Annotated in this window: 4 protein-coding genes; 3 read left to right on the plus strand and 1 reads right to left on the minus strand. The window is 74.5% G+C overall.

The genetic code is table 11. The features are described 5' to 3' along the window. The coding region (locus HGA02_RS11760; RefSeq protein WP_168679166.1) for an AAA family ATPase at nt 1–465 on the plus strand (465 nt) is incomplete at its 5' end. Nucleotides 466–483: 18 nt separating this feature from the next. Here the strand turns inward: HGA02_RS11760 and HGA02_RS11765 are convergent. Next, nucleotides 484–1,038, minus strand: a complete 555-nt coding sequence (locus HGA02_RS11765) for a DUF4916 domain-containing protein (protein ID WP_168679167.1) — start codon at nt 1,036–1,038, stop codon at nt 484–486. Nucleotides 1,039–1,169: 131 nt separating this feature from the next. Between HGA02_RS11765 and trxA the strand changes: the two genes are divergently transcribed. Then, nucleotides 1,170–1,550 carry a thioredoxin gene (gene trxA, locus HGA02_RS11770; protein WP_168679168.1) on the plus strand — a complete coding sequence of 127 codons (381 nt, stop codon included), beginning with the start codon at nt 1,170–1,172 and terminating at the stop codon, nt 1,548–1,550. A 285-nt stretch (nt 1,551–1,835) separates the two neighbouring features. Then, nucleotides 1,836–4,354, plus strand: a 2,519-nt coding sequence (locus tag HGA02_RS11775; protein WP_168679169.1) for a glycosyl hydrolase, incomplete at its 3' end; no start/stop codon positions are given.

Here is a 4,354-nt window from a genome sequence, read left to right on the forward strand (position 1 = left end):
GTCGCGCTCGACCGCGGGACCCGGGTGCTCGCGCCGGGGGCCCGGCTGGGCGTGCTGGCGCAGGAGGGACCGACCGAGCACGCCGCCCCGGCGGCCGCCGACGGGTCGTCGCCGAGCGCGTTCGACGCGTACGCACGGCACGCGCTCGACCTGCTCGAGGCCGGTCGCATCGACCCCGAGCAGCTCGTGCCCGTCGCCGCGCTGGGCCTGCTGAGCGAGGAGGACCTCGAGCGGCCGCTGCGCGAGCTCTCCGTCGGACAGCGCCGCCGGTTCGACCTCGCGTGCGCGCTGCTCGCCGCGCCGCACCTGCTGATCCTCGACGAGCCCACGAACCACCTGTCCGTCGGGCTGGTCGACGAGCTCACCGACGCGTTGCGGCTCACGTCGGCGGCGGTCGTCGTCGCGACGCACGACCGCCGGATGCGCGCGGACCTCGCGGACTGGCCGGAGCTCACGCTCGGCTGAGCCCGCGGGCGCGGAGGGTCAGGGCAGGCGGCCGACGTGCGCCATCGCCTGGCGCAGCAGCAGCCCCTGGCCGCCGTTCATCTCGACCTGCACCTGCTCGGCGCACGCCTCCTCGGGCGTGAGCCACGCGAGGTCGATGGCGTCCTGCTGCGGCCGGCAGTCGCCGAGCACGGGCACGACGTAGGACAGCGACACCGCGTGCTGGCGGGGGTCGTGGTACGGCGTCACGCCGGGCGTCGGGAAGTACTCGGCGACGGTGAACGGCTGCGGCGACGCCGGGATCTGCGGGAGCGCGACGGGGCCCAGGTCCTTCTCGACGTGCCGCACGAGCGCGTCGCGCACCCGCTCGTGGTACATGACCCGGCCGCTGACCAGCGCGCGCGACATCACGCCCTCGGGCGTGACACGCAGCAGCAGCCCGACGGCGACCACGTCGCCCGAGTCGTCGACGCGCACGGGCACGGCGTCGACGTAGAGGATCGGGATCTGCGAGCGGACCTTGGCGATGCGCTCGGGGCTGAGCCAGCCCGCGGGGCGCTCGGGTCCGGGAGGGAACTCGGCGGTGTCGGTCACGGTGCAGTTCTACCCCGAGCCGCGGGCGGTCGCGGCCAGGCGCGCGCGCCCGGGTGGTCGTGGCGGCACCGGGAATATCGGCCGGGGCGTACGCGCTCTACGTGGCGGACCTGACAACCAGGAGGTGCCACGTGGCGACGACCACGCTGACGGCCGAGACGATCGGCCAGGTCATCAACGAGAACGACATCGTGCTCATCGACTTCTGGGCCGAGTGGTGCGGACCGTGCAAGATGTTCGGCCCCATCTTCGAGAAGTCGTCGGAGGGGCACCCGGACGTGGTGTTCGGCAAGGTCGACACCGAGGCCGAGCAGCTCATCGCGGCGCAGCTCCAGATCTCCGCGATCCCGACGATCATGGCCTTCCGCGAGGGCGTGCCGGTCTATCGGCAGTCCGGCGCCCTGCCGGGCCCGCTGCTCGAGAAGGTCGTGGCCGCGGTGAAGGACCTCGACATGGACGAGGTGCGCGAGAAGATCGCCGCCGCCGAGCAGTCGGCGACCGCCGAGGCCTGACGCCCGCGGCGTCGTGCGGCCCGCACGGGTCCGGCGCGACGCTGACGAGCGAGGACGACGACGGCCCGGCCGCAGGGGAGACCCCGCGGCCGGGCCGTCGTCGTACCCGGCGTGCCGGGCGTGTGACCCGGGGTTACGGTTTCCTGACACCGCTCTCACACCGAGCGCGTCCAGAGGGGGCCGCGCGGGGAGCGGTGGCGGCGGGTCGCAACGGAGCGGCCGGCCGGTCACGCAGGGGGCTGCCGCACGACGTCGTGCCGCTCACCCCTGCCCAGAGGGGCTGACATGAGCACATCACCAACCCGGCGTCGTCCGGGGTCGACCGCACTGGTCCTCATCGCCGCCGGCCTGCTGGCCGGCTCCGTCGTCGTCGCGCCGGCCGCCACCGCGGCCGACACGGTGCCCGTGGGGCGGGGGAGCTATCTCACGTCGCCGCCGGGGCCGACGCCGGAGGGCTGCGACGCCCTGGAGGCGGACCCGCGCGTGTACCTCACGGACGACGCGCCCACCGGGCCGCTGCCGACGAACGACTGGTGGTCCTCGCTGCTGTTCAAGCGGTGGAACTGCACGGCGTCCGAGCCGCTGCACGCCCACCCCGTGTCGTACCAGCCGACGGAGGCCGGTCTCGGGCTCTCGGTGACACGTGACACCGTCGTGTCCGGCACGCCCGGCGGCGTCGGCGAGTTCCACTACCCGTACCGCCAGGACGTGCTGGTCGGCGTCTCCGGCCTGCGCGCGCCCGTGGTCGAGGTCGCGGACTGGAGCGACTGGACCGTGACCCCGTCGTGGGCGAGCGGGGGCAAGCGCCTGCGCGCCACGATCGGGCACGGCCTGCCGATCAGCTGGTACCACCTGACCGGGGGCGACGCCGTGCTGACCGCGGCCGCCGACCTGCGCGTCTGGCTGCGCGACGGGTCCACGCTCGGCTTCACCGCGGGGGGCAGCGACTACGTCGCCTACGCGCCGAGCGGTGCGTCGTGGCAGGTGTCGGGCACGACGCTGACCAGCGGGCTCGCGGGCCGAGGCTTCCTCGCGGTCGCCGCGCTCACGACCGCGTCGGGGTCGACCGACGCGCAGCGCGCCGCCCAGGCCCGTGCCCTCGCGCCGTACGCGTTCGACGAGGTCACCGACTCCCGCGTGTCGTGGTCCTACGACGAGGGTGCGTCGCGCGTCCGCACGACGTACGCGCTCACGACCACGCCGCTGCAGGGCCAGTCGCGCGGCACGGTCGTCGCGCTGTACCCGCACCAGCAGCGCTACGTCACGGCGACGACGGGCCCGGGCTCGACGGGCACCCTCGGCACCTACGTGTCGCCGCGCGGCGCGATGACGGCGTACACGGGTGCGACGGCGTTCACCACGACCACGCCGTTCACCGGGATCCTCCCCGAGGTCCCCGCGGTCGCGACGTCGACCGGTGCCGCGCGCGACCGGCTCGACGCGCTGCTCGACGAGGCCGCGACGGACGACCTCGGCGTCCTGCGCGCCGACACCTACTGGACCGGCAAGGCGCTCGGCCGGGCCGCCCGCATCGCCGAGATCGCCGACCAGCTCGGCCGCACCGACGTGCGCGACCGTACGCTCCGCGCGATGCGCACGACGCTCACCGACTGGTTCACCGCGACCGGCGGGAAGACCGAGCGCGTCTTCGCCTACGACGCGCGCTGGGGCACGCTCATCGGCTACCCCGCGTCGTACGGCTCCGACACCGAGCTCAACGACCACCACTTCCACTACGGCTACTACGTGGCGGCCGCCGCGACGCTCGCCCGGTTCGACCCGCAGTGGGCGGCCGACTACGGGGGCATGGTCGACGTGCTCGTGCGCGACGCGAACGGCTACGACCGGTCGGAGAAGCGGTTCCCGTTCCTGCGCGACTTCGACCCCTACGCCGGGCACGACTGGGCGTCGGGTCACGGCGCCTTCGCGGCCGGCAACAACCAGGAGTCGAGCTCCGAGGGCATGAACTTCGCCGCGGCGCTCGTCCAGTGGGGCGAGGCCACGGGCCGGCAGTCCGTGCGCGACGCCGGCGCGTACCTCTACGCGACGCAGGCCGCCGCGATCCAGGAGTACTGGTTCGACCGCGCCGGGGCGATCCCCGACGGGTTCGGGCACAGCACCGTCGGCATGATCTGGGGCGACGGCGGGGCGTACGCGACCTGGTTCAGCGGCGAGGCCGAGATGATCCAGGGCATCAACACCCTGCCCATCACCGGCGGGCACCTCTACCTCGGGCTGCGTCCCGACGACGTGCGCGCCAACTACGCCGAGCTCGTCCGCGCCAACGGCGGGCCGCCGACCGTCTGGCAGGACATCCTGTGGAGCTACCTCGCGCTCGGCGACGGTCCTGCGGCACTCCGCGAGCTCCAGGCGAACCCCGGCTACACGGTCGAGGAGGGCGAGTCGCGGGCGCACACGTACCACTGGGTCGCCAACCTGGCGGCGCTCGGCACGCTCGACGCGACGGTCCGCGCCGACCACCCGCTGGCCGCGGTGTTCCGCGGGTCGGGCGGCCGGACGTACGTGGCGTCGAACGTCACCGCGACGACGCTCACCGTGCGGTTCTCCGACGGCACGACGCTGCGCGTGCCGGCCGGGCGGACCGTCACGTCGGGTGCGCACACGTGGAGCGGCGGCAACGCGCCGGGCGGTCCGACGACGACGCCCACCCCGACGCCGACGGTCACCCCGACCCCGACGCCGACCCCGACACCCACGCCGACGGTCACGCCCACGCCGAAGCCGACGCCCACGCCGACGCCGACGCCGACCGTGCCGCCCTCGGACGCGTCGACGCTCTACCT

This window comes from Cellulomonas septica, assembly GCF_012396155.1.
Taxonomy (GTDB): domain Bacteria; phylum Actinomycetota; class Actinomycetes; order Actinomycetales; family Cellulomonadaceae; genus Cellulomonas; species Cellulomonas septica.